The organism is Streptomyces guryensis, from assembly GCF_021261325.1.
Taxonomy (GTDB): Bacteria; Actinomycetota; Actinomycetes; order Streptomycetales; family Streptomycetaceae; genus Streptomyces; species Streptomyces guryensis.
On the sequence record NZ_JAJSBI010000003.1, the window covers coordinates 351,918 to 376,311 of the forward strand.

General features: G+C 68.2%; 21 protein-coding genes. 12 read left to right on the forward strand and 9 right to left on the reverse strand.

The genetic code is table 11. The features are described 5' to 3' along the window. The gene (locus LJ657_RS08550) at nucleotides 1–819 is read right to left on the reverse strand and encodes a helix-turn-helix domain-containing protein (RefSeq protein WP_372487832.1); all 819 of its coding nucleotides are present in this window, start codon (nucleotides 817–819) and stop codon (nucleotides 1–3) included. A gap of 238 nt (nucleotides 820–1,057) precedes the next feature. On the opposite strand from LJ657_RS08550, the gene LJ657_RS08555 reads away from it, so the two are divergent. The 6 genes from LJ657_RS08555 (at nucleotide 1,058) to LJ657_RS08580 (ending at nucleotide 8,140) form a co-directional block, all read left to right on the forward strand. Beyond that, nucleotides 1,058–1,462: an ATP-binding protein gene (locus LJ657_RS08555; protein ID WP_232647788.1), complete on the forward strand. Its 405-nt coding sequence runs from the start codon at nucleotides 1,058–1,060 to the stop codon at nucleotides 1,460–1,462. An 834-nt stretch (nucleotides 1,463–2,296) separates the two neighbouring features. Beyond that, a complete protein-coding gene (locus LJ657_RS08560) occupies nucleotides 2,297–3,919 on the forward strand; it encodes a peptide ABC transporter substrate-binding protein (RefSeq protein ID WP_232647789.1) in 1,623 nt (540 codons plus the stop codon). Nucleotides 3,920–4,086: 167 nt separating this feature from the next. Then, nucleotides 4,087–5,010, forward strand: a complete 924-nt coding sequence (locus tag LJ657_RS08565; RefSeq protein WP_232647790.1) for an ABC transporter permease — start codon at nucleotides 4,087–4,089, stop codon at nucleotides 5,008–5,010. Further along, nucleotides 5,003–5,938, forward strand: coding sequence for an ABC transporter permease (locus LJ657_RS08570; RefSeq protein WP_232647791.1), 936 nt, complete (start codon nucleotides 5,003–5,005; stop codon nucleotides 5,936–5,938). The genes LJ657_RS08565 and LJ657_RS08570 overlap by 8 nt, the downstream gene beginning before the upstream one ends. A gap of 14 nt (nucleotides 5,939–5,952) precedes the next feature. Then, a complete protein-coding gene (locus LJ657_RS08575; protein ID WP_232647792.1) occupies nucleotides 5,953–7,005 on the forward strand; it encodes an ABC transporter ATP-binding protein in 1,053 nt (350 codons plus the stop codon). Continuing rightward, complete coding sequence (locus tag LJ657_RS08580) at nucleotides 6,998–8,140, forward strand: ABC transporter ATP-binding protein (RefSeq protein ID WP_232647793.1); 1,143 nt, start codon at nucleotides 6,998–7,000, stop codon at nucleotides 8,138–8,140. Before LJ657_RS08575 ends, LJ657_RS08580 begins: the two co-directional genes overlap by 8 nt. A gap of 284 nt (nucleotides 8,141–8,424) precedes the next feature. On the opposite strand, the gene LJ657_RS08585 is transcribed toward LJ657_RS08580, so the two are convergent. The 7 genes from LJ657_RS08585 to LJ657_RS08615 all read right to left on the reverse strand — a co-directional run bounded on the left by LJ657_RS08585 (nucleotide 8,425) and on the right by LJ657_RS08615 (nucleotide 15,576). After that, nucleotides 8,425–9,429, reverse strand: a complete 1,005-nt coding sequence (locus LJ657_RS08585; RefSeq protein ID WP_232647794.1) for an oligopeptide/dipeptide ABC transporter ATP-binding protein — start codon at nucleotides 9,427–9,429, stop codon at nucleotides 8,425–8,427. Then, a complete protein-coding gene (locus LJ657_RS08590; protein ID WP_232647795.1) occupies nucleotides 9,426–10,424 on the reverse strand; it encodes an ABC transporter ATP-binding protein in 999 nt (332 codons plus the stop codon). Before LJ657_RS08590 ends, LJ657_RS08585 begins: the two co-directional genes overlap by 4 nt. After that, nucleotides 10,421–11,332 (reverse strand): ABC transporter permease, encoded by a 912-nt coding sequence (locus tag LJ657_RS08595; RefSeq protein WP_232647796.1) that lies wholly within the window; start codon nucleotides 11,330–11,332, stop codon nucleotides 10,421–10,423. Before LJ657_RS08595 ends, LJ657_RS08590 begins: the two co-directional genes overlap by 4 nt. Further along, on the reverse strand, nucleotides 11,329–12,405 hold the full coding sequence (locus tag LJ657_RS08600; RefSeq protein ID WP_232647797.1) for an ABC transporter permease: 1,077 nt from the start codon (nucleotides 12,403–12,405) through the stop codon (nucleotides 11,329–11,331). The genes LJ657_RS08595 and LJ657_RS08600 overlap by 4 nt, the downstream gene beginning before the upstream one ends. A gap of 3 nt (nucleotides 12,406–12,408) precedes the next feature. Continuing rightward, nucleotides 12,409–14,280, reverse strand: a complete 1,872-nt coding sequence (locus LJ657_RS08605; RefSeq protein WP_232647798.1) for an ABC transporter substrate-binding protein — start codon at nucleotides 14,278–14,280, stop codon at nucleotides 12,409–12,411. Nucleotides 14,281–14,758: 478 nt separating this feature from the next. Next, a complete protein-coding gene (locus LJ657_RS08610) occupies nucleotides 14,759–14,968 on the reverse strand; it encodes a hypothetical protein (protein ID WP_232647799.1) in 210 nt (69 codons plus the stop codon). Between the two features lie 92 nt (nucleotides 14,969–15,060). Beyond that, nucleotides 15,061–15,576, reverse strand: coding sequence for a hypothetical protein (locus LJ657_RS08615; RefSeq protein WP_232647800.1), 516 nt, complete (start codon nucleotides 15,574–15,576; stop codon nucleotides 15,061–15,063). Nucleotides 15,577–16,217: 641 nt separating this feature from the next. On the opposite strand from LJ657_RS08615, the gene LJ657_RS08620 reads away from it, so the two are divergent. Genes LJ657_RS08620 through LJ657_RS08640 form a run of 5 tightly spaced genes read left to right on the forward strand, consistent with a single transcriptional unit; the run spans nucleotide 16,218 to nucleotide 21,775 of the window. Beyond that, complete coding sequence (locus tag LJ657_RS08620) at nucleotides 16,218–17,849, forward strand: peptide ABC transporter substrate-binding protein (protein WP_232647801.1); 1,632 nt, start codon at nucleotides 16,218–16,220, stop codon at nucleotides 17,847–17,849. A gap of 6 nt (nucleotides 17,850–17,855) precedes the next feature. Beyond that, the gene (locus tag LJ657_RS08625) at nucleotides 17,856–18,779 is read left to right on the forward strand and encodes an ABC transporter permease (protein WP_232647802.1); all 924 of its coding nucleotides are present in this window, start codon (nucleotides 17,856–17,858) and stop codon (nucleotides 18,777–18,779) included. After that, nucleotides 18,772–19,749, forward strand: a complete 978-nt coding sequence (locus LJ657_RS08630; protein ID WP_232647803.1) for an ABC transporter permease — start codon at nucleotides 18,772–18,774, stop codon at nucleotides 19,747–19,749. Before LJ657_RS08625 ends, LJ657_RS08630 begins: the two co-directional genes overlap by 8 nt. Before the next feature lie 9 nt (nucleotides 19,750–19,758). Then, nucleotides 19,759–20,742 carry an ABC transporter ATP-binding protein gene (locus LJ657_RS08635; RefSeq protein ID WP_232647804.1) on the forward strand — a complete coding sequence of 328 codons (984 nt, stop codon included), beginning with the start codon at nucleotides 19,759–19,761 and terminating at the stop codon, nucleotides 20,740–20,742. Further along, on the forward strand, nucleotides 20,735–21,775 hold the full coding sequence (locus LJ657_RS08640) for an ABC transporter ATP-binding protein (RefSeq protein WP_232647805.1): 1,041 nt from the start codon (nucleotides 20,735–20,737) through the stop codon (nucleotides 21,773–21,775). The genes LJ657_RS08635 and LJ657_RS08640 overlap by 8 nt, the downstream gene beginning before the upstream one ends. A 127-nt stretch (nucleotides 21,776–21,902) precedes the next feature. On the opposite strand, the gene LJ657_RS08645 is transcribed toward LJ657_RS08640, so the two are convergent. Beyond that, nucleotides 21,903–24,017, reverse strand: a complete 2,115-nt coding sequence (locus LJ657_RS08645) for a S9 family peptidase (RefSeq protein ID WP_232647806.1) — start codon at nucleotides 24,015–24,017, stop codon at nucleotides 21,903–21,905. Between the two features lie 176 nt (nucleotides 24,018–24,193). Between LJ657_RS08645 and LJ657_RS08650 the strand changes: the two genes are divergently transcribed. Then, complete coding sequence (locus tag LJ657_RS08650; protein ID WP_115906118.1) at nucleotides 24,194–24,388, forward strand: hypothetical protein; 195 nt, start codon at nucleotides 24,194–24,196, stop codon at nucleotides 24,386–24,388. The last annotated feature ends 6 nt before the right edge of the window (nucleotides 24,389–24,394 follow it).

A 24,394-nucleotide genomic window follows, 5' to 3' on the forward strand; every position in this document is an offset into this window, starting at 1 on the left:
TCACAGCTCCTTCGCCAGCCGGTGGATGAAGTCCCGCGAACGGTCCGGGTCCAGTGACACTGCCTCTACCCTACGGAATCGCGTTCGATATCGGTTGAGCTGGGCTTCGGTATCGATGTAAACCGGCCCGCCGGGACCGTCACGGACGACGGTGTCCAGCTTGGGGACCGGACCGCCCGCGTAGACCATCGCACTTCCGGCCCCGCCGAAGCCGTCCAGGTCGAAGGGGATGACGCGTACGGTGACGTGATCGGCTTCGGAGATCTCCAGGACACGCGCGAGCTGAGCCCGTGCTGTGGTTCGGTCGTCGACCCTGATGCGCAGCGCCGCCTCGTGGATCACGGCGTCATACGGGACCGGGTCCGGGCGTTCGATGATGACCCTGCGCTTCATGCGGTGTTCGACCCGCCGCTCGACATCGCTCGGCGGAAACTCCGGGTTCACGTACGAGTAGAGAAACCGAGCGTAGTCCGCGGTCTGAAGAAGACCCGGGACATGCAGGAACTCCACGTCCCGGCGGAAGCGGGCGTGATGCTCCATCTCGGGTAGATCCATGAACGGCGCGGGCAGCTGATCACGGTACTCCTCCCACCAGCCACGGGTCCGGTCGGTCGCCATGGACACGAGAGCGTCGATCAACGCCTCGTCCGTACAGGCGTAGTGGGCCACCAGACGTCGTACGCGTTCGGCGCTCACGCCGGCGACAGCGGACTCGATCTGGCTGATCTGCACAGAGTCGACGCCGAGCAGCTCCGCTGCTTCGCGGGCCTTCATGCCTGTCACCTCGCGCAGTCTGCGCAGCTCGGTGCCCAGCCGCACCCTGCGGACTGTGAGGTGCCTCTTGGGTGGCAACCGTTCCTCCCGTCGCAACTGCCCTGTGGTTGTCCCTCGTTCGGGGCTCAGAATACGACAACGGCTTGCGGCATCCTAAGTTTAGGAAATACCGTCGGTGACGCGACGCTCACGCAGCGGAAGCGCACCGCTCCGTTCTGCCGTGACGGCTGCGGCAATGCCACCGCGCGTGAAATCCCTTGCCCCTGAACGGAGTTGATGGCGCATGCCCGAAACCTGGGACTACACCCTCTACATCCAGAACGACCTCAGAGCCGTCACCATCTGTCGCCGCACTGTGCGCCTGATCCTGACCATGCACGGTCTGATCGGTCTGGTGGACACGGCCGAACTCCTTGCGGCGGAGCTGGTGGCCAACGCCGTACGCCACACCAAGGGACCCGCGGCCCTCAGAGTCCGCCGCTCCCCGGAGGGTGCCGTGTGGATCGGGGCCTGGGACACCGACCCCGAACCGCCGGAGCCGCCACGGCGGTTGGACCAGGTGGAGGACCTGGAGGAGGGGCGGGGGCTCGGGCTGGTCATGGCCTGCGCGGACAACTGGGGCTGGCAACCGTCGGCCCGGTTCGGCGATCGAGGCAAATACACCTGGTGTGACCTGGCCATCTCCTAGCTCGTTGATCACGCCCAAAAGATCGGAAAGAAAGGAGAGCCGATGGTCGGCTCGCTGCATGAGGCGATGCACCGGATCTTCCAGAAGGACCCCGCGCTGCTGACGCGGGCCCTGGAGCAGGTGCTGGGCGTCGCCCTTCCCGAGCCGCGTGAATTGGCCGGCATGAACATCGACCTCACCGGGATCGAACCGGCGGGCCGTGCATGCGCCGGACCCGGCGGAGCTGTTCGCTGCGGAGTGACGGCGAGTCGAAGGCCCGCACCGGGAGGCGCGGGCCTTCGTTGTGCGCCCGGCCCGAGGTGGGGGTCCGGAGCGGCAGGGTTAGGGAAAACCCTCGTTTTCGTCCCGGATCCGTCAATGCCGATCGCACGGCATTAACCTTCTGCCAGCGTGGGCCCTGTCCGTCACCTGTGGGGGCCCGGCGAACGGCTCTGTGGTGCAGGCCCGTTGGCTGAAAGTGGTGGGCCGTGCATCCCTGCACAGGCGCCACGATTCCGCAACTGAATTTTCATGCCGGTCGCGTTCGGTATACGGACATGCGAGCCCGATAGATGTGTAACAAGTCCGTTTCGCAGGGATCTTTCGGCAAACCCTTTGTCCGGATTTTGGAAGATGTACGCGTCAGGTGTGATCGAACCGATACCTTATGAGAGTGGTTCGGCCATGACACATGGCAGATAGTTAGGCGCGTAGAGCTCGGAACGACGGGTCACGCGCTGCTGGCGGCGCCGACTCACGAGCGCGGGGGCACTTGACCATTTCAGGCACCGGTGACGGTGATGCGTCCTGTGCCCCTCCATGCGGTGAACCAATGGACTCATGAGGAGGAGCCCCATGCGTGGTGCCAAGAGCGCCAAGTGGGTTGCGATAGCCGCCGTTGTGGCGCTGGGTGCGACGGCCTGTGGCGGTGGCGGGGACACCGGCAACTCGGGCAAGGGCAAGAGCGACGGTGTCGTGTCGGTGGAGATCGGGCAGCCGCAGAACACGCTGGTCCCGTCGAACACGTACGAGACCGAGGGCGGCCAGGTCATCCACGCCCTGTTCACCGGCCTGACGAAGATCGACTCGAGCAACAAGATCGTCAACGACGAGGCCCAGTCCATCACCACGAAGGACAACAAGGTCTGGACGATCAAGCTGAAGCCGGGGTACACGTTCCACAACGGTGAGCAGGTCACCGCGCAGTCCTACGTCGACGCCTGGAACTACGGCGCCGACCAGACCAACGCACAGCAGACCAACGCTCTCTTCAGCCACATCCAGGGCTACTCCGACCTCAACCCGGGTGCGAAGAAGACCGTCAAGGTCCACACGATGTCCGGTCTGAAGGCGGTCAGCGCCGACACGCTGCAGGTCACGCTGACGAACCCGTTCTCGGCCTTCCCGACCCAGCTGTCGTTCACCGGCTTCGTGCCGCTGCCGAAGGCGTTCTTCAAGGACCCGAAGGGCTTCGGCAAGAAGCCGATCGGTAACGGCCCCTACGAGGCGAAGACGTCCTTCGTCGACAACGAGGGCATCAGCCTGACCAAGTACGCCAAGTTCCCCGAGGCGTCCCAGTACAAGGTCAAGGGCATCAACTTCAAGGTCTACTCGAACCAGGACACCGCCTACAAGGACCTGGTCGCGGGCAACCTCGACGTCCTGCCGGTGATCCCCACTTCGGGTCTGGCCACGTACAAGAAGGACCTGCCGGGGCACAACATCGACGTCCCCGAGGGTGCCGTCGGTTTCATCGGCTTCCCGTTGAAGTACAACAAGGCCTTCGCGAACCCGAAGATCCGTCAGGCCATCTCCATGTCCATCGACCGGAACATCATCTCCTCGAAGGTGTTCCTCGGTGCCCGCACCCCGGCCGATGACTACGTCTCGCCGCTGATCGACGGTTACCGCAAGGGCGCCTGCGGCGAGTCCTGCACCTACAACCCGACCAAGGCGAAGCAGCTCTTCAAGGAGGCCGGCGGTCTGCCCGGCAACTCCCTTGAGATCGGCTACAACGCGGACGGCGACCACAAGGTCTGGGTCGAGGCCGTGGCCAACCAGATCCAGAAGGCGCTGGGCGTCAAGGTGACGGCCAAGCCGTTCGAGCAGTTCCAGTCCATCCTGAACGACCTGGGCGCCAAGAAGTACCAGGGTGCCTTCCGTATGGGCTGGCAGATGGACTACCCGAACATGGAGGACTTCCTCCGTCCGATCTTCTCCAAGGACGCCATCAACAACGGCTCGAACTACGCGGGCTACACCAACCCGCAGTTCGAGAAGCTGCTGACCGAGGGCGACCAGGGTGCCACGGCGGCCGACGCCATCAAGAAGTACCAGGCGGCGGACGACGTCCTGCTCAAGGACCTGCCGTACATCCCGGTGTACTTCTACCGTCTGAACACGGGCTTCAGCAACAAGATCAGCTCGATGAACCTCATCGCTCACCAGATCGACTGGACGAGCGTCAAGCTCGGCTGAGCGAGGCAGAGAACCGCGTCCGCGACGTGAAGTAGCGGACCACGGGGTGGGCAGGGGGAGCCGCCGGAGCAAGACGGCTTCCCCACCCACCCTCTTCGCCGTTGGGTCCGACCGGCGAGTGCCTTCCCCAAGGGCGCCGGACCGGGCCAGCATTCCTTGGAGAACCAATGGGCCGATTCGTCGTGCGCCGTGTGCTGCAGGCGATCCCTGTACTGATAGGCGTCACGTTCCTCATCTACTGCCTGGTCTTCCTGCTGCCGGGCGACCCGATCCGGGCCCTGATGGGCGAGAAGCAGGACCCCCACCTGGCCTTGGTGCTGCGCGCGCGGTACCACCTGGACGACCCGCTGGTGCTGCAGTACTGGCACTACATCAGCGGCGTCTTCCGCGGTGATCTGGGCACCACCTACACCGGCCGGTCGATCAGCGACATCGTCGCCCAGCGCTTCCCGATCACGCTGAAGCTGGCGCTGACGGCGTTCGGCTTCGAGGCGGTCATCGGCATCCTGGCCGGTATCCTCTCGGCGCTGAAGCGAGGGAAGTTCCTGGACAACGTGGTCTTCATCGCCACGCTGTTCCTGATCTCGATCCCGGTGTTCGTGCTCGGTAACGTCCTCCAGCTCGAACTGGGCGTCAAGTTCAAGCTGACGCCGGTCGCGGGAATCGAGGACGGCTGGCCCGCCAGCTATGTGCTGCCCGGCCTGGTGCTGGCGGCCACGTCGATGGCGTACATCGCCCGGCTGACCCGGACCAGCATGATCGAGTCGGTCCGCTCGGACTACGTCCGCACCGCCATCGCCAAGGGCCTGCCGCGCCGTCGCGTCATCGGCGTCCACGCGCTGCGCAACTCCCTCATCCCCGTCGTCACCTTCCTCGGCATGGACCTCGGTTCGCTGATGGGTGGCGCGATCATCACGGAGCGGGTCTTCAACCTCCCCGGCATCGGCGGTCAGTTGGCCCAGTCCGTCTCCCTGCGCGAGGGGCCCGTCGTCGTGGGTCTGGTCACCCTGCTCATCCTGATCTACCTGGTGGCCAACCTCGTCGTAGACGTCCTCTACGCCGTGCTCGACCCGAGGATCCGCTATGAGTGAACAGATCATCGAACGGCCCGTGCCCGCCGACGGCCCCACGGCCAAGGCGCCGCAACCGGAGGGCAAGCCGGAGCGCGTCGCCAGCCTGTGGCGGGACGGCTGGACCGACCTGCGCAAGCGGCCGATGTTCCTCATCTCGGCCTTTATCATCGTGTGCCTGCTGGTGCTGGCCGTCGCGCCCGGCCTGTTCACCGCCCGCTCCCCGTTCAGCAACGGCTTCTGCGACCTCACGAACTCGATGACCGGTCCGGGCCACGGCCACTGGTTCGGCTACGACGTCCAGGGCTGCGACATCTACACCCGTACGGTGTGGGGCACCCGCAACTCGATCATCGTCGGCGTGGTCTCCACCGTCCTGACGACGGTGCTCGGCGGGGTCATCGGCATCCTGGCCGGCCTGACGGGCGGCTGGATCGACTCGCTGGTCTCCCGCTTCTCGGAGGTCTTCTACGCGCTGCCGATCCTCATCGGCGGCCTGCTGGTCATGTCGATGGTCGGCAGCAGCAACGTCTGGACCGTCTCCCTGGTGCTGTCCGTCCTCGGCTGGCCGCAGGTCTTCCGCATCATGCGAGGCGAGGTCATCGGCAACAAGTACAACGACTACGTCGCCGCCGCCCGGGCGCTCGGCGCGGGCCCGATGCGGATCGCCTTCCGGCACATCCTGCCCAACACGCTCGCCCCGATCGTGGTCATCTCCACGATGAACCTGGGTGTCTACATCGCCACCGAGGCGGCGCTGTCCTACCTGGGCATCGGTGTGCAGTCCCCGAGCATCTCCTGGGGCCTGATGATCAATGACGCCCAGGACCGCTGGCTCACCTCGCCGCACGCCCTGCTGTTCCCGGCCGGCGCGCTGAGCTTGACAGTGCTCGCGTTCATCATGCTCGGCGACGTGGTCCGCGACGCCTTCGACCCCAAGCTGCGCTGAGGAGGGCGTAACTCATGACCATCATCGAGGACGCCGTCCCCGCCCCCCGCGGCGCCGGCGAAGACCAGACGCCCCTGCTGGAAGTGCGCAACCTGCACGTCGAGTTCCACACCCGGGAGGGTGTGGCCAAGGCGGTCAACGGCGTCAACTACACCGTCCGGCCGGGCGAGACGCTTGCCGTGCTCGGCGAGTCCGGATCCGGCAAGTCGGTCACCGCACAGGCGATCATGGGCATCCTGGACATGCCGCCGGCCCGCATCCCGCAGGGGGAGATCCTCTTCCGCGGGCAGGACATGCTGAAGATGTCCGGTGAGGAGCGCAGGAAGCTCCGCGGTGCCGAGATCGCGATGATCTTCCAGGATGCGCTCTCCTCGCTCAACCCGGTGCTGACCGTCGGCTACCAACTCGGCGAGATGTTCCGGGTGCACCGGGGCATGTCCCGCAAGCAGGCCAAGGCCAAGGCCATCGAGCTGATGGACCGGGTGAAGATCCCGGCCGCGGCGGCGCGGGTCAACGACTACCCACACCAGTTCTCCGGGGGTATGCGCCAGCGCATCATGATCGCCATGGCGCTCGCCCTGGAGCCAGACCTGATCATCGCCGACGAGCCGACCACCGCGCTCGACGTGACGGTCCAGGCCCAGGTCATGGACCTGCTCGCGGAGCTCAAGAACGAGTTCAACATGGGCCTGATCCTGATCACCCACGACCTCGGCGTGGTCGCCGACGTCGCGGACAAGATCGCGGTGATGTACGCGGGTCGGATCGTCGAGACCGCCCCGGTACGCGAGCTCTACAAGAGCCCCGCCCACCCGTACACCCGGGGTCTGCTCGACTCCATCCCGCGCCTGGACCAGAAGGGCCAGGAGCTGTACGCGATCAAGGGCCTGCCGCCCAACCTGCTGCGGATCCCGGACGGCTGCGCCTTCAACCCGCGCTGCCCCAAGGCGCAGGACGTGTGTCGCACCGACACACCGAAGCTCGCCCAGCTCACCGGTGACGAGGGCCGGGAACTGGTCGGCCGCGGCAGCGCGTGCCACTTCTGGAAGGAGACCCTCAATGGCTGAGCCCACGGCTCGGGACGCGGCTGAGACCCCGAACACCGCGCCGGTGGACAAGGCCGAGGCCTCCACCGAGGAAGCTGCCATCGCCGCCATCGAGGCCCCGGTGGAGCGCGGGGAACCGATCCTCCAGGTGCGCAATCTGGTGAAGCACTTCCCGCTCACTCTGGGCATCGTGATCAAGCGTCAGATCGGCGCGGTCAAGGCGGTCGACGGTATCTCCTTCGACCTCTACCAGGGCGAGACCCTGGGCATCGTCGGTGAGTCCGGCTGCGGCAAGTCCACCGTCGCCAAGCTGCTGATGAACCTCGAACGGGCCACCGCCGGCGAGGTGTTCTACAAGGGCCAGGACATCACCAAGCTGTCCGGCCGCGCCCTGAAGGCGGTGCGCCGGAACATCCAGATGGTGTTCCAGGACCCGTACACCTCGCTGAACCCGCGGATGACGGTGGGTGACATCGTCGGCGAGCCCTTCGAGATCCACCCCGAGGTGGCCCCGAAGAGCGACCGGCGCCGCAAGGTGCAGGAGCTGCTTGAGGTCGTCGGTCTCAACCCGGAGCACATCAACCGCTACCCGCACCAGTTCTCGGGCGGCCAGCGCCAGCGCATCGGCATCGCGCGCGGACTGGCCCTCAACCCCGAGATCATCATCTGCGACGAGCCGGTCTCCGCCCTGGACGTCTCCGTCCAGGCGCAGGTCATCAACCTGATGGAGCGACTGCAGGACGAGTTCAACCTCTCCTACATCTTCATCGCGCACGACCTGTCGATCGTCCGGCACATCTCGGACCGGGTCGGTGTGATGTACCTCGGCAAGATGGCCGAGATCGGCACCGACGAGCAGATCTACGAGCACCCGACGCACCCCTACACGCAGGCGCTGCTGTCGGCGGTCCCGGTGCCGGACCCGGAGGCCCGCGAGCACCGCGAGCGGATCATCCTCACCGGTGACGTGCCGTCCCCGGCGAACCCGCCGTCCGGGTGCCGCTTCCGCACCCGGTGCTGGAAGGCCGAGGACAAGTGCGCCGAGGAGGTTCCGCTGCTGGCGATTCCCGAGCGCTTCAAGGGCTCGGATTCTCCGGCGGCCCACGAGTCGGCCTGTCACTTCGCTGAGGAGAAGGACGTCGTGGGCGCGGCCTGACGCTCCGACTGCGGCCGCCCGGTTCCCGGCACCCCTGAGGGTGCCGGGAACCGGCGTTTTCCGCAGGACCGGCTGCTGGGCACCGCCCGGACCAGGAATGGACGAGCGGCCGCGGCCGGCGTTGGTCCCAGCCTGTCCCTGTCCCTGTCCCTGTCCCTGTCCCTGTCCCTGTCCCAGGTCCCAGGTCCCAGGTATCAGGTCCCAGGTCCCAGGTTCCTTCCCCTGGCTCGTCCTTCGGCAGCCCCTGGAGGGACCTGGCGACTACGACCGGATGTGTTCCGGTCTCAGTCGCCTGGCCGTCCCGGCGCCCGCGCCCAGTGACAGGCCACCTGGTCCCCGCCACCCCCGTCCAGCACTTCCAGGTCCTCCGTGCGGCAGCGGTCCGCCACCCCCGCCCGCTCCGCCTCCCCGCTCGCCAGCACCTGGCAGCGGGCATGGAACCGGCACCCCGTCGGAATGCGCGACGGATCCGGGGGCTCGCCGGTCAGCACCACCGGATCACCCTGGGCCTCCGGCAGTACCGACAACAGTGCCTGGGTGTAGGGGTGGCGAGGGGCCGTCAGGACCTGTTCGACCTCGCCCGTCTCCACGATCCGGCCCAGGTACATGACCGCCACCCGGTCGGCGATGTTCCAGGCCAGGCCCAGGTCGTGGGTGACCACCAGGGCGGACAGGCCCAGTTCGGTGCGCAGACGCAGCAGCAGGGCGAGGATCTCGCCGCGTACGGAGGCATCCAGCGAGGCCACCGGCTCGTCCGCGACGATGAGTTCGGGTTCGAGGACCAGCGCGCCCGCGATGACGACGCGCTGGCGCTGGCCGCCGGACAGCTCGTGCGGGTAGCGCAGGAAGAAGCGCTCCGGTGGGCGCAGGCCCGCGTGGGCGAGGGCCTCGGCGACGGCCGCCCGCTCGTTCCCCGTACGGCCGTGGATGCGCAGGCCCTCGGCCACGGCGTCGTACACCGTGTGCCGGGGGTTGAGTGAGCCGGTCGGGTCCTGGAGGACGAGCTGGACGCGCCTGCGGTACGCCTTCAGCGCCCGGGACGAGTACTCCAGGGGCTTCCCGGCGAACGTGATCCGGCCCGCGGCCGGCGTCACCAGGCCGAGCAGCGAACGCGCCAGCGTCGTCTTGCCGCAGCCCGACTCGCCGACCAGCGCCACGATCTCTCCGGCCCGGATGTCGAGTTCGACGCCGTCCACGGCCCGCGCCGCGGGCGCACCGTGCCGCCCGGGAAAGGTCACGTGCAGGCCCTGGGCGCTGAGCAGGGGCGGTGGTGGTGCGGTCGTCGTCATGTGCTGCTCCTCGCATCCTCCGTCGGGCCGGCCGGTGGCGGCACCGCGGCCCCCGCGTGCACACAGGCCGCCCACCGCCCCTGCCCCGCGTCCCGCAGCGGCTGGTCCTCGACGGTGCACTCGTCCAGGGCGACCGGGCAGCGCGGGTGGAAGGTGCATCCGGAGGGCAGCGCGGACGGATCGGGCGGGTCTCCGGCCAGGCCGCTCGGGGCGAACCGGGAGGCCCGGTCGCCGATACGCGGGAAGGCCGCCGACAGGGCCTTGGCGTACGGGTGCCGGGCGTCCTCGTAGACCTGCCGGGCGGGGCCCTCCTCGACGACCCGGCCCGCGTACATCACCGCGAGCCGGTCGCAGGTGTCGGCGAGGACCGCGAGGTCGTGGCTGATCATGATCAGGCCGACGTCCTGCTCGGCGACGAGCTGTTCGATCAGCCGCAGGATCTGCGCCTGGATCATCACGTCCAGGGCCGTGGTCGGCTCGTCGGCGATGACCAGCCGCGGGTCGCAGGCCAGCGCCATGGCGATCATGACCCGCTGCCGCTGGCCGCCGGACAGCTCGTGCGGGTACGCCGACGCACGTGCCGCGGGCAGGCCCACCTGCTCCAGCAGTTCGCCGGTCCGCTTCCGGGCCGCGGCCGCCGTCGCCCCGCGGTGCAGCAGGATCGGCTCGGCGATCTGGTCGCCGACGCGGTGCACCGGGTTGAGCGAGTGCATCGCCCCCTGGAAGACGATCGAGGCGCCCGCCCAGCGCACGGCCCGCACCTGCCCCCAGCGCATGGTCAGGACGTCCTCGCCGTTCAGCAGGATCCGGCCGGACACCCGGGCCCCGGCCGGCAGCAGCCTGAGCAGCGCGAGCGCCAGCGTGGACTTGCCACACCCCGACTCGCCCGCGACGCCGAGCTTCTGCCCCGCTGCCAGCGACAGGTCCACGCCCCGCACCGCGGCCGCGCCGCCTGCGTAGGTCACCTCCAGGTCCCGGACCTCCAGCAGTGTCAACGGGCCACCCCCAGCCTGGGGTTGAGGACGGACTCCACCGCGCGCCCGCACAGTGTGAAGGTCAGCGCGACCACCGCGATCGCGATGCCCGGCGGGACCAGGTACCACCAGTCGCCGGAGCTGACGGCACCGGCCTCGCGCGCGTCCTGGAGCAGCCCGCCCCACGAGATGACCGTGGGATCGCCGAGGCCGAGGAAGGCCAGCGTCGCCTCGGCGAGGACGGAGGAGGAGATCATCAGGGTCGTCTGGGCGAGGACCAGCGGCATCACGTTGGGCAGGACGTGCCGGGTCATCACGTGCCAGTGGCCGCCGCCGAGGGCTCTGGCCCGTTCGATGTACGGCCGGGACTCCACCGCCAGCGTCTGGGCGCGCACCAGGCGGGCCGTGGTCGGCCAGGAGGTGACGCCGATCGCGAGGATCACCGTGCCCAGGGAGCGGGTCATCACGGTGGCCAGCGCGATGGCGAGCACCAGCGCCGGCATCACGAGGAACCAGTCGGTGATGCGCATCAGCACCGTCGCGTACGGCCCCCGGAAGTGCCCGGCGGTGATCCCGACGACCGTGCCGATCACCACCGACAGCACGGCCGCGAGCAGCCCGACCAGCAGCGAGACCCGGGAGCCCCACACCACCAGGCCCAGCAGATCGCGCCCGAACCGGTCGGTGCCCAGTGGGAACTCACCGCTCGGCGGCTGGAGCGGACTGCCCGGCGCGTCGGTCACCCCCGCCACGTCCGAGCCGACCGTCAGCGGCGCCGTCAGTGCGGCCAGCGCGAACAGGGCGAGCGCCGCCAGACCGACCAGGCCCGCCCGGTGCGTGCGGTACTGCTGCCAGAACCGCACGGCGGAACGGCGGCGGCGCTGCCAGGCCAGCCGGCGAGGCGTCTCCTGCACCAGGTCGGCCGTCATCGGCCCACCCGCGGGTCGAGCAGGGGATAAATCAGGTCGGCCAGAGTGTTCATCACGATCACCGCCGAGGCGAAGAAGAGGAACAACCCCTGCACCAGGGGCAGGTCGGGCACGCTCAGGGCCTGGTAGAACAGCCCGCCCAGGCCCGGCCAGGAGAAGACCGTCTCGACCAGGATGACGCCCGCGACCGTCCGGCCGAGGTTGACGAAGACCAGGGTGACGGTGGGCAGCAGCGCGTTCGGCACGGCGTGCCGGCGCCGCACGAGGTCGTCCCTCAGGCCCTTGGCGCGGGCGGTCGTCAGATAGTCGCTGCCCATCTCGTCGAGCAGCGCCGAGCGGGTGACCAGCAGCGTCTGGCCGTACTCGACGGCGACCAGGGTGAGCACCGGCAGGACGAGGTGATGGGCGACGTCGAGGACGTACGCGAAGCCCTCCTTGCCGCCCGACTCCATGCCGCCGGTCGGGAACAGTCCGGGGACGGGGCCGAGGCCCACGCCGAACACGATGATGACCAGCAGGCCGAGCCAGAAGGACGGTACGGAGTAAAGGGTCAGCGCCAGACCGGTGTTGAGCCGGTCGCCGAGCTTGCCGTGCCGCCAGGCGGCCCGGGTGCCGAGGAACATGCCGAGCGCGGTGTAGAGCACGAAGGCCGTGCCGGTCAGCAGCAGCGTGTTCGGCAGCGCCTCGCCGATCTTGTCGATGACCGGGGTGCGGAACTGGTACGAGGTGCCCAGGTCACCGGTGAGCGCCTTGCCGCAGTAGTCCGTGAACTGGCGCCACACGGGCAGGTCGAGGCCGAACTCCCGGCGGTAGGCGGCCAGTTGCTCCGCCGAGATGGGGCGGCCGCCGGTCATCGTCTTGACCGGGTCACCGGGGATCAGCCGGAACAGGAAGAACCCGGTGACCAGCACGGCGAGCAGCGAGACGGCGGCACCGCCCGCCTTGCCCGCCCCGTACCGCAGATACGCGGTGGTGGAGCGGGCCCGTGGTCCGCGGTCCGCCGTACCGGCGGGTGCCGGTACGGCGGCCTTGTCGACCGCGGCGGACGCCGCGTCAGGGGCCGTTGGCTGCATGGGCTACTCGCGGTCGTCCGCGGTGGCGCGGCGGCGCCGCGCGAAGAGCAGTCCGGCACCGGCGAGGACCACGACCCCCGCGGCGACCCCCACGACGACGCCGGTCGAGCTGCTCCCGGAGGAGCTGCCCGAGTCGGCCGGGACCGCCGACCACCAGCTCCAGTAGCCGTCCTGGCCGTAGATGTTGCCGGCGGCCTTCGGCATCGTCTCGATCGACTTGATCTGGTCGGTGCGGTAGGCCTCGACGGCGTTCGGATACGCCATGACGTTCATGTACCCCAGGTCGTACAGCCGCGACTCCATCTGCTTGACGATGTCGGCCCGTTTGGCGGAGTCGTACTCGGCGAGCTGCCTGGCGTACAGCTCGTCGTACGTCTTGTCGCAGATGAAGTTGTCGGTCGCGCCGGTGTCCTTCGGGGTCGCGGGCCGAGCGGCGCAGGTGTGGATGGACAGCACGTAGTCCGGGTCGGGGTTGACGGACCAGCCGTCGAAGGCGAGGTCGTACTTGCCCGCGAGCCAGGGGTCGGTGACGTTGTCGAGGCAGTCGAGCGTCATGCCGACGCCGAGCTTCGCCCACCACTCCTTGAGGTACTGGCCCACCGCCTTGTCGTTGGGGTCGGTGGCGTGGCACAGGACGCGGTAGTTGAGCGGTCTGCCGTCCTTGCCGACCCGTTTGCCGTCGGCGTTCTTCTTGTAGCCGGCCTGGTCGAGGAGCTGGGCGGCCTTGGCGGGGTCGTAGGAGAGTTCCTGGCTCGCCGACGGTTTCCAGAAGTACGTCGAGAAGCGCGGCGGGAGGTAGCCCTGGCCCTCGACCGCGTGCCCCTGGAACACCTTGTCGATGATGGTTTTGCGGTCGACGGCCAGGAACAGCGCGTTGCGCACCCGCTGGTCGAGCAGTGACGGGTCGCCGTCGCCGAACTTCTTGCCGTTCTTGGCCTGCGCGCCCGGGTTGGTGGCGAGGGCGTAGAAGCGCCGGCCGGGGGCGTCGTTGACGCGGATGTTCTTCTGGCCCTTGAGGGAGGCCGCCTGAGCCGGTGTCAGGGCGGGCGCGCCCGCGACGAAGGAGACCTCGCCCTTGCGCAGGGCGGCCACGGCCGCGTCCTGGTCCTTGTAGTACTTGAAGACCAGTTCGTCGAACCCGGGCGCCCCGCGCCAGAAGCTCTTGTTGGCCTTGAGCCGGACGTAGCTGTCCGCCTTGTAGTCGCTGAGGACGAACGGCCCGTCACCGACGGCGGGGAACGACTTGTCGTTGTTGAACTTCGAGAAGTCCTTGACGTCCTTCCAGATGTGCTCGGGCACGATCGGCACATCGAGCGCGGTCATGGTGGCCTGGGGCTTCTTCAGTTCGACGACCAGCTTGGTGGGGCTGGGCGCCGTCACCTTGCGGAAGTTGGTGACGAAGCTGCCGTTCGCGGTGGCGGCCGCCTGGTCGGTCATCATCTTGTTGAACGTCCAGGCGGCGTCCTCGGCGGTCACCTTCTGTCCGTCGGACCATTTCGCGTCGGAGCGGATCGTGTACGTCCAGGTGAGCTTGTCGGCGGACGGCTGCCAGCTGGTGGCGAGGCCCGGGACCGGGTGCGCGTCCCCGGGGTCGTAGTCGGTCAGGTACTCGTACGTCAGCCGCAGAATGCTCGTGCTGACCAGACGTACCGCGAGGAAGGGGCTCAGCGAGTCGACGCTCTGCGCCACCGCGACGGTGAGCGTCTTCTTCCCCTGGGCGGCCTCCGCGCGCTGGGGCGCCGGGTTGAGCGGAGTCGCGAGGCCCGCCGAGAACGTCAGAGCGGCCGCTCCGGCGGCCGCCACGAGCCGGGCCGAGCGCGCTCGCGGCCTTCTCGGATGTGAACGCCTTGTGCCGTACTGGTCTTGTGGGCTCATGAATCGTGACCTCGCGTCATCGCTCGCACAGGGACGGCTTGTTCGGACTTCAGGAGCGGGTTCTGCCTGGTGACGGGCCAGCTGGGTGAAGAGTGTGTCTACCAGCGGCAGTCTGCGCCCGTCAACGGCCCGTGAAACCAATGGTGGCCTGCGAAAACGGCGAGTTGATGTTCGCCCGGGCCGCTATTGGTCAAGACCTGTGAAGGGGGCCTGGTAGAGCGCTGACGCCGTCGACTGGGAGTCGGTCACAGTGATGATGTCGTGACTCCTGCGAACGGACGACCCGTCAGCGGACCACCGGTCCGCGCAGCACGATACGGCGGGGATGCCGCAGCACGGTGGGTTCACGGCGCGGGTATGCGTCGTGGACGGTGATGTCGTCCGGAGCGCCCTCGGTGGAGGCCGGGCAGGCCCAGGAACGCGCGGGCCGTCCAGCTCGCGGCGCCGACGGCGGCCTCGGCGGGCAGGCCTGCCGCGATCAGGTGCTCGGCGAGTCGACCCCCGCACGGGCGGCGTTGACCGCACCCCGCCCGGACGGGTGTGCACGTCGGCCGGGCAGCGGAAACCCTCCGTCGGCGAGGGTGTCGGCCGGCAGCGTGGGCCGCTCGAAGGTGATGCGGTCCCCGAGCGTCCACAGGTCCCGGGCCGAGCCGTCGGGGAGCACCGTCCCGCGCAGATGACAGGCCATGGGGCGAGTGCCGCTGTGAGGTGGGCCGACAGCACAAGGGCCCGCCGGAGAGCCGGCGGGCCGTTGTGCGAGACCTCTTTGTGTGCGGGGGCCTACTTGTACTCGAGTCCCCAGACGTTGTTGTTCCGCTTCACCGGCGCCGTGAACTGCTTGCGCCACTTGGTCGTGCTGTGGAACTTGCAGTGGCCGTCGTAGTAGTACGAGTACTTGCGGACCTTGAACTTCTTGGCCTCGTGGAACAGCCGCATGCGGACCTGGGTCTTGCCCGCCTTGTCCTTGGCGTGCAGCGAGTAGTTCCAGCTGTCGGAGTGCGACCAGCTCTTGCCCACGGTCACGCTGAACGACGTGCTGGCCTTGGCGAAGATCACCCCGGCCTCGGCCTCGACGCCCGCGGTGCCGCTGGCAGTCCAGGTTCCCGTCTTGCTCTGGTTGTAGCTGACGGTGGGGTCGGTGTTGTCGAAGACCCACGTGCTGGCGAGGTTGGTCCCCGGGTACACCGTGTGCTTGTCGTAGATCTCGTAGCCGGTCCCCGGGCTCGGGGCGCACGCGGCGGACGCAGGTGCGGCGGCGATCGCCACCATGCCGCCGGCGACGACGGCGGACGCCATGACAGAGCTAACGATTTTCCTCACGGAAGTGAATTCCCTTCGGTCGGGAAATTCCCGACGGATGAATCGGTTCTGGTTCGTGGAGGTATTCGCGCCAAGGCGCGCCAATGTATGGCGGCATTCGCGACCGTGATGGAAAGCAGCATTCATCAGAACCCCCGTTCTGCTGGTCAACTGGCCTTCTGTCGACGGCCATCGAGCAGTCGACCAAGGCGCAGCGACTGAAGATTGGCCGTCTTCCGTCGAGATGGCAACCGTTATTCAGTGCCGCAAGGTGATCTTCCTTGAATTCACGTTCGGACACCCTGACGGCAAAGCGGTCACAAAGGGGAAAACGGGGCGGTTGTTCATCATGTTCTGGGTGGATTGAATGCGATATTTGAATCACGTAATGTGATGTGGATCACATGCTGCGGGAATTCTCAAATTCCCCTCAAGCGCGGAACCCCGCACGCGCGTTCCGGTGTCTTTGGCTCTCTGCGTTCGCGCCGCGTTCTGTGCGTGTCGGGAGCGGTTCTCGCCCGGATGGCACCACCCTCCTTCGGGCGATCCGTCCCGCAGATGGGTGCGCCGAATGTGCACTGAGTGTCATTTGCTCGGATATTGACCGGTAACGGTCGGCATTCCCGAGGAGGCACTCCATGCGTGGAGCCACGCACGCCAAATGGGCCGCAGGCGCCGCGGCGGTCGCACTCGCCGTGACGGCCTGCGGGGGCGGCAGCAGCGGCAGCGGCGGTGGTGACAGCAGCGCGGTGCTCAGCTCCTCCTGGGGAGACCCGCAGAACCCGCTGGAGCCCGCCAACACCAACGAGGTGCAGGGCGGCAAGGTCCTCGACATGATCTTCCGGGGGCTGAAGCGGTACGACCCGAAGACCGGCGCCGCCAAGGACATGCTCGCCGAGAAGATCGACACCACGGACTCGCAGAACTTCACCGTCACCGTCAAGAGCGGCTGGAAGTTCAGCAACGGCGAGGCCGTCACCGCCAAGTCCTTCGTGGACGCCTGGAACTACGGCGCCAGCCTCAAGAACAACCAGAAGAACGCGTACTTCTTCGGGTACATCGAGGGCTACGACAAGGTCCACCCCGAGACCGGCAAACAGACGGCCGACACGCTCTCCGGGCTGAAGGTCACCGGAGGCCAGACCTTCACCGTCAAGCTCACCCAGAAGTTCTCGACCTTCCCGGACACCCTCGGCTACGCGGCCTTCGACCCGCTGCCGGCGGCCTTCTTCTCCGACCACGCCGCATGGATCAAGAAGCCGGTCGGCAACGGGCCGTACACGGTGCAGTCGTACACCAAGGGCTCGAAGATGTCCCTGAGGAAGTGGGACGGGTACCCCGGCACGGACAAGGCGCAGAACGGCGGCGTGGACCTCAAGGTCTACACCGACAACAACACCGCCTACACCGACCTGATGGCCGGCAACCTCGACCTGGTCGACGACGTCCCGGCCGCCCAGCTCAAGAACGTCAAGAACGACCTCGGCGACCGGTACCTCAACACCCCCGCCGGCATCATCCAGACGCTCGCCTTCCCGTTCTACGACCCGGCCTGGAACAAGAGCGGCTCGGAGAAGGTCCGCAAGGGCCTGTCCATGGCGATCAACCGCAAGCAGATCACCGACACGATCTTCCAGAAGACCCGCACCCCGGCCACCGACTGGACCTCCCCGGTCCTCGGCACGAAGGGCGGCTTCCAGGACGGGCTGTGCGGGAGCAGCTGCGAGTACAACCCCAGCGAGGCCAAGAAGCTGGTCCAGGAGGGCGGCGGGTTGCCCGGCGGCCAGGTCAAGATCTCGTACAACGCGGACACGGGCTCCCACAAGGAGTGGGTGGACGCCGTCTGCAACTCCATCAACAACGCGCTCGGCAACGACAAGGCCTGCGTGGGCAACCCGGTCGGCACCTTCGCCGACTTCCGCAGCCAGATCACGCAGAAGAAGATGTCAGGGCCGTTCCGGGCCGGCTGGCAGATGGACTACCCGCTCATCCAGAACTTCCTCCAGCCGCTCTACTACACCAACGCCTCCTCCAACGACGGCCACTGGTCCGACAAGGACTTCGACAAGTTCGTCGACCAGGCCAACGCCGAGACCGACACCGCCAAGGCGATCTCGCTCTTCCAGAGCGCCGAGAAGGTCGTCCGCGACAATATGGCGGCCATCCCGCTCTGGTACCAGAACGGCAGCGCAGGCTGGTCCGACCGCCTCTCGAACGTGGCGCTCAACCCGTTCAGCGTCCCGGTCTACAACGAGATCAAGGTCGGCTGACCGCCCATGGGACGGTACGTGGTCCGGCGTCTGCTCCAGATGATCCCGGTGTTCATCGGGGCCACGCTGCTGATCTTCCTGATGGTCAACGTGATGGGCGACCCCATCGCGGGCCTGTGCGGCGAGCGGCAGTGCGACCCGGCCACGGCCGCCCAGCTGAAGAAGGAGTTCGGCCTCGACAAGCCGGTGTGGCAGCAATACCTGACCTACATGGGGAACGTCTTCACCGGCGACTTCGGCACCGCCTTCAACGGCCAGAAGGTCACCGAGCTGATGTCGACGGCGTTCCCGGTCACCATCCGGCTCACCATCGTCGCGATCCTCTTCGAGATCGTCATCGGCATCACGCTGGGGGTCGTCACCGGGCTGCGGCGCGGACGCCCCGTCGACACGTCGGTCCTGCTCTTCACCCTGGTCGTCATCTCCGTCCCCACCTTCGTGACCGGCCTGCTGCTCCAGCTCCTCCTCGGCGTCGAGTGGGGCTGGATCAAACCGTCGGTCTCCACCGACGCCACCTTCGGCGAGCTGATCGTGCCGGGCCTGGTCCTCGCCTCCGTCTCCCTGGCCTACGTCACCCGGCTGACCCGTACCTCCATCGCGGAGAACCGGCGCTCCGACTACGTCCGCACGGCCATCGCCAAGGGCCTGCCCCGGCAGCGGGTCATCGTCCGCCACCTGCTGCGCAACTCGCTCATCTCCGTGGTCACCTTCATCGGCACGGACATCGGCGCGCTGATGGGCGGCGCGATCGTCACCGAGCGGATCTTCAACATCCACGGCGTCGGCTACCAGCTCTACCAGGGCATCCTGCGCCAGAACACCCAGACCGTCGTCGGCTTCGTGACCGTACTCGTCCTCGTCTTCCTGGTGGCCAACCTGCTGGTCGACCTCCTGTACGCCGTACTCGACCCGAGGATCCGCTATGCCTGAGCAGTACGACTCCGAGGGCGCCGTCTCCTCCGCGGGCATGGGCGGCGCGATGGACCTGGCCGTGACGGAGGCGCAGACCCTGGAGCGGACACCCGGGGGACCGGAAGGCACCGGCCCGGCCGGGAAACCGCGAAGCCTCTGGTCCGACGCCTGGCGCGACCTGCGCCGCAACCCGGTCTTCATCGTCTCGGCGCTGGTGATCCTTTTCCTGGTCGTGATCTCCCTCTGGCCGTCCCTGATCGCCTCCGGCAACCCCCTCAAGTGCGACCTCGCCAAGGCCCAGGAGGGTTCCCAGCCCGGCCACCCCTTCGGCTACGACGGCCAGGGCTGCGACGTCTACACGCGCACGGTGTACGGGACCCGCATCTCCATCAGTGTCGGCGTCCTGGCCACGCTCGGCGTCGCGCTCCTCGGCTCGGCCCTGGGCGGGCTCGCCGGATACTTCGGCGGGGGCTGGGACTCGCTGATGTCCCGGATCACCGACATCTTCTTCGCGATCCCGGTCGTGCTCGGCGGCCTCGTCCTGCTCTCCGTGGTGACCAGCAACACGATCTGGCCCGTCATCGGGTTCATCGTGCTGCTCGGCTGGACGCAGGTCTACCGCATCGCCCGCGGCTCGGTCATCACCGCCAAGCAGAACGACTACGTGCACGCCGCCCGCGCACTCGGCGCCTCCGACTCCCGCATCCTGCTGCGGCACATCACACCGAACGCCGTAGCCCCGGTGATCGTCGTGTCGACCATCGCGCTCGGCACGTACATCGCGCTGGAGGCGACCCTGTCGTACCTCGGTGTCGGCCTGAAGCCGCCTACCGTCAGCTGGGGCATCGACATCTCGGCGGCCTCCCCGTACATCCGCAACGCCCCCCACATGCTCCTGTGGCCGGCCGGCGCGCTCGCGGTCACCGTGCTGGCGTTCATCATGCTCGGCGACGCGGTCCGCGACGCCCTCGATCCGAAGCTGAGGTGAGCCGCCGTCATGCTGCTCGAAGTGCGGGACCTGCACGTGGAGTTCCGGACCCGGGACGGGGTCGCCAAGGCCGTCAACGGGGTCGACTACGGCGTGGACGCCGGGGAGACCCTCGCGGTGCTCGGTGAGTCCGGGTCGGGGAAGTCCGTCACCGCGCAGGCGATCATGGGCATCCTCGACATTCCGCCCGGGAGGATCACGGGCGGCGAGGTCCTCTTCCAGGGCAGGGACCTGCTGAAGCTGAAGGAGGAGGAGCGCAGGAAGGTCCGCGGCGCCGAGATGGCCATGATCTTCCAGGACGCGCTGTCCTCCCTCAACCCGGTGCTCCCCGTGGGCGACCAGCTCGGCGAGATGTTCGTCGTGCACCGGGGGATGTCGCGCAAGGACGCGCGTGCGAAGGCCGTCGAGCTGATGGAGCGGGTGCGGATCCCGGCCGCCAAGGAGCGGGTCAAGGACTACCCGCACCAGTTCTCCGGCGGTATGCGCCAGCGCATCATGATCGCGATGGCGCTGGCACTGGAGCCCGCCCTGATCATCGCCGACGAACCGACGACGGCGCTGGACGTCACCGTCCAGGCCCAGGTCATGGACCTGCTCGCCGAGTTGCAGCGCGAGTACAACATGGGGCTCATCCTGATCACCCACGACCTCGGCGTGGTCGCCGACGTCGCCGACAGGATCGCCGTGATGTACGCGGGCCGGATCGTCGAGTCGGCCCCGGTGCACGACATCTACAAAGTGCCCGCGCACCCGTACACCAAGGGCCTGCTGGAGTCGATCCCGCGGCTCGACCAGAAGGGCGAGGAGCTCTACGCCATCAAGGGCCTGCCGCCCAACCTCATGCACATCCCGCCGGGCTGCGCCTTCCACCCCCGCTGCCCGATGGCCCAGGACGTGTGCCGGACCGACGAGCCGCCGCTCTACGAGGTGAACGGTGAGGAGCCGGCCCGGCGCAGTGCCTGCCACTTCTGGAGGGAGTGCATGAATGGCTGAGTCGATTCTGCAGGTCAGCGGGCTCGTCAAGCACTACCCGCTCACCCAGGGGATTCTCTTCAAGAAGCAGGTCGGCGCGGTGAAGGCCGTCGACGGCGTGGACTTCGAACTCGCCCGCGGCGAAACCCTCGGCATCGTCGGCGAGTCCGGCTGCGGCAAGTCGACCGTCGCCAAGATGCTGGTCAACCTGGAGAAGCCGACCGAGGGGGAGATCCGCTACAGGGGCGAGGACATCGCCAAGCTGTCCGGCAAGGCCCTGCGATCCGTGCGGCGCAACATCCAGATGGTCTTCCAGGACCCGTACACCTCCCTCAACCCCCGTATGACCGTGGGCGACATCATCGGGGAGCCGTACGAGATCCACCCCGAGGTGGCGCCCAAGGGCGACCGGCGCACGAAGGTCCAGGAGCTGCTGGACGTCGTGGGGCTCAACCCCGAGTACATCAACCGCTATCCGCACCAGTTCTCCGGCGGCCAGCGCCAACGCATCGGCATCGCACGGGGGTTGGCGCTGCGCCCCGAGATCATCGTCGCCGACGAACCGGTCTCCGCCCTGGACGTGTCCGTGCAGGCCCAGGTCATCAACCTGATGGACCGGCTGCAGAGCGAGTTCGAGCTGTCCTACGTCTTCATCGCGCACGACCTGTCGATCGTCCGGCACATCTCGGACCGGGTCGGGGTGATGTACCTCGGGCGGATCGTGGAGACCGGCAAGGACGCCGAGATCTACGACCATCCGACACATCCCTACACACAGGCGCTGCTGTCCGCCGTCCCCGTGCCCGACCCGGTGGCGCGGGAGCACCGGGAGCGGATCATCCTGGCGGGCGATGTGCCGTCACCGACGAACATCCCCTCCGGCTGCCGCTTCCGGACGCGGTGCTGGAAGGCGCAGGAGCGGTGCGCGCTGGAGGTTCCGCTGCTGGCGGTGCCGGCCGGGTTCCGGTACGTGGGAGGTCCGGCAGCGCATGACTCGGCCTGCCACTTCGCGGAGGAGAAGGCAGTGGTGGGGAACGGCAACGGACCGGGGTGACATGCGCACCCCGGTCCGTTTACGGCACCCGCACGGCCGTACGCTGTTCAGCCTCGCGCGTCCGTATATCGGTACGGCTACCTCGAAGTTGCCTGCGTGTTAACGCGGTTCGGGCGGGTTTGCGTTGTTATACGAGCGAACGCTTCAGGAAGTCCAGCTGGAGCCGCAGCAGGTTCTCGGCGACCGACTCCTGCGGGGTCATGTGCGTGACGCCGGACAGCGGCAGCACCTCGTGCGGGCGGCCGGCGGCCAGCAGGGCCGAGGACAGCCGCAGGGAGTGGGCGACCACCACATTGTCGTCGGCGAAACCATGGATGATCATCATCGGACGTTGCGGCTCGGCCGCGTCGACCAGACCCGCGTCGTCGATGAGCGAGTTGCGCCGGTAGACCTCCGGCTGCTGGTCGGGGTGGCCGAGGTAGCGCTCCTGGTAGTGGGTGTCGTACAGGCGCAGATCGGTGACCGGGGCGCCCACCACGGCCGCGTGGAAGACGTCCGGGCGGCGCAGCACCGCGAGCGCCGCCAGATAGCCGCCGAAGGACCAGCCGCGGATGCCGACCCGGCTCAGGTCCAGCGGGAATCGGTCGGCGAGGCCCTGCAGCGCGTCCACCTGGTCCTCGACGGTGACCGCCGCGAGCTCGTCGCGGACCGCCTTCTCCCAGGCCGGGGAGCGGCCCGGGGTGCCCCGGCCGTCCGCGACCACGACCGCGAAGCCCTGGTCGGCGAACCACTGCGAGGTCAGATGCGGATTGTGCGCGGCCACCACCCGCTGGCCGTGCGGACCGCCGTAGGGATCCATGAGTACCGGGAGCGGAGTCTCGCCGTCGTGATCGCGGGGGAGCAGCACGGCGCACGGGATGCGCCGTGCGCCCCCCTCGGTGAGGGTCACGCGCGGGGTCATACCGGGATCTTCGGCGTACGAGGCGATGGTCGCGGCATGCTTGCCGTCGCGAAGTACCTGCACGCGGGCGCCCGGCCGGTCCAGTGCGGCGGACACCAGCACGGTCACGCCCCCGGCGCGCACCGCCGAGTGCACGCCGGGTTCCTGCGAGACGCGCTCCAGGCCGAGTTCGTTGACGCGGTAGACGTGCACCTCGCCGGTCTCGGCGGCCTCGGCCTCCTCGCCGTCCGAGGCGGCGAGCAGCACGTTGTCGTCCGAGACGTCCAGCACCGCACGGACGTGCAACTGCGGCCCCGTCAACGGGCGTTCGCCCACCGCCAGGACCCGCGCCCCGCCCTCGTCGACGATCCGCACGAGCTGCCCGGACGGGCTCCAGCAGGGCACCCCGGGGAAAAGATCAAGCCAAACCTGATCTTCGTCCGCGTGCACCAGCCGGGTCGCGCCCGTCTGAGGGGTCACGGCCAGGAACAACTGACTGCGCTGGTCGCGCGCTTGTACGAGCAACAGGGGTGCGCCCGCTTCTGACCAGTGCACATGCGCCAGGTAGGGGTAGCGCGCCCGGTCCCAGACGACCTCCGTGCGCACCCCGTCCAGACCGATCACGAACAGCCGTACGTCCGCGTTGTCGGTGCCGGCCGCCGGGTAGGCGACGTGCTGTGGGTCACGTTCCGGCTGGGCCGGGTCGGAGATCCACCAGCGCCGTACCGGCGCGTCGTCCACGCGCGCGACCAGCAGCCGGGCCGAGTCCGGCGACCACCAGAAGCCACGCGCGCGGCCCATCTCCTCGGCCGCGATGAACTCGGCCAGCCCGTAGGTGACGTTGGCCGACTCCGGCTCCGCAAGGGCCCGTTCGTCCTTGCCCTCGGCGTCCACGACCCGCAGCGCACCCTGCGCGACGTACGCGACGTGCCGGCCGTCGGGGGCGGGGCGCGGGTCGATCACCGGTCCGGTGGCCGGGAGTTCACGTGCCGTACCGGCCCGCAGCTCAGCCGTGAAAAGCCGCCCTGACAACGCGAAAGACGCCAACTCCACCGCCGCATCGGTGGCGTAGCCGACGATGCCGGCGCCGCCCTCGCGGCTGCGTTCGCGGCGCGCCCGTTCCTCGGGCGGGAGCTCCTCCGAGGCGCCGCCCAGCAGGGCGCGTGGGTCGGCCGCCACGCGCTCCTGGCCGTCCCGTACGTCGAGAACCCACAGGGAACTCGCCCTGTCCGTACCGGAGGTGGAGCGCAGGAACACCACACGGGTGCCGTCGGGCGCCACGGTGAAAGCGCGCGGCGCGCCCAGGGTGAACCGCTGGGTACGGGCGTGCCTGCGGGGGAAGGAGTCGGACATCGTCGTCATGCCCTGACCATATTGGCCATGCGCCCCCTTGTGCGGCCGTGCGCCGATCGATGCGCGCGGTCGGATAGTTATGATCACTAGCGCATGGTGGGTATGAACCTGCTGGTTGCTGTGTGGATTTGTCTGGCCCCTAAGTCCGACCCCCGCGCTCTTGGGACCTTTGGAGGTGAGCCGCCGTGGCACTCTCGATTTCGGCGGTGGTGCTGCTGGCGATCATCGTCTTCCTTCTGATCAAGAAGTCAGGACTGAAGGCGGGCCATGCGATCGTCTGCATGCTGCTCGGGTTCTATCTGGCCTCCTCGACCGTCGCTCCCACCATCCACGAGCTGACGACGAACATCGCGGGGATGATCGGCAGCATCAAGTTCTGACCCCGG